The 886-nt window shown below is 36.1% G+C and carries 2 protein-coding genes; both read right to left on the reverse strand.

Annotated elements, in window-relative coordinates; all coding sequences use genetic code 11:
• On the reverse strand, positions 1-345 hold a 345-nt coding region (gene rnpA / locus JMX63_RS14385), incomplete at its 3' end, for a ribonuclease P protein component (RefSeq protein WP_201573191.1).
• Between the two features lie 179 nt (positions 346-524).
• Positions 525-659, reverse strand: a complete 135-nt coding sequence (gene rpmH / locus JMX63_RS14390; protein WP_007394757.1) for a 50S ribosomal protein L34 — start codon at positions 657-659, stop codon at positions 525-527.
• Positions 660-886 lie beyond the last annotated feature (227 nt).

Genomic DNA, 886 nt, shown 5'->3' on the forward strand with positions numbered 1-886 from the left:
ATTAATTGTTTGATTTTTTAATTCTTTATTGTCTATTTCTTTAATAGGTTTTTTTACAATAAAAACAATATCTTTATTTTCCATTTTAAAAGCTTTGGTACGGAATTCTTCACGCACATACCTTTTGATCAGATTACGAGCGACAGCAGTAGGTACTTTACGCTTGGTAATAGCCATACCGACTCGCGGCTGTGCATGCTCGTTAGCACGTACAAAAGCCATTAAATGACTCTGATGAATCTTGCGCTCAGGTGCGTCAAATACCTCACGAAAGGCTGCAGGAGTAAGCAGACGTTGCTGTTTAGTGAAACTAGCTGCAGATGTATCTGAAAGTGTATTGGACATAGTACAACCTAGTAGAATAACGATAAAAGAAATAATAACAAATTATAGAGACAAAAAAAGCGCCGATGTGGGCGCTTTTAATATATGGCTAAGTGTCAGTTGTGATGATTGACTATCGCAATCTATAAACAATAAGAACACAACAAGCACTATTAGCCATGCTTATCGCAATCTACTGATTATACAGTAAGGCGATGACGTCCTTTAGCGCGGCGACGAGCTAAGACCTGACGGCCTTTTTTAGTTGCCATACGAGCACGGAAACCGTGAGTACGTTTACGCTTGATCACGCTTGGTTGGAATGTACGTTTCATAACTCACCTATCAAAATAATGGACTAAATTCGTAATAACGGAGGATTATACCATTCAGTATGGTTTTGGTCAATAAACTAATTTGCTTTGTCCCCAAATGATAAATAACTCATACGAACCTAGTAGGAATATCTTCCTAAAAACCTATTTTTAGTTAACCAAATTTTATAGTTATATATTATATGAATTACAAAGTTATCCACAGTTAGACTCAAACACTATAATAA

The organism is Psychrobacter nivimaris, assembly GCF_904846365.1.
Lineage (GTDB): Bacteria > Pseudomonadota > Gammaproteobacteria > Pseudomonadales > Moraxellaceae > Psychrobacter > Psychrobacter nivimaris_B.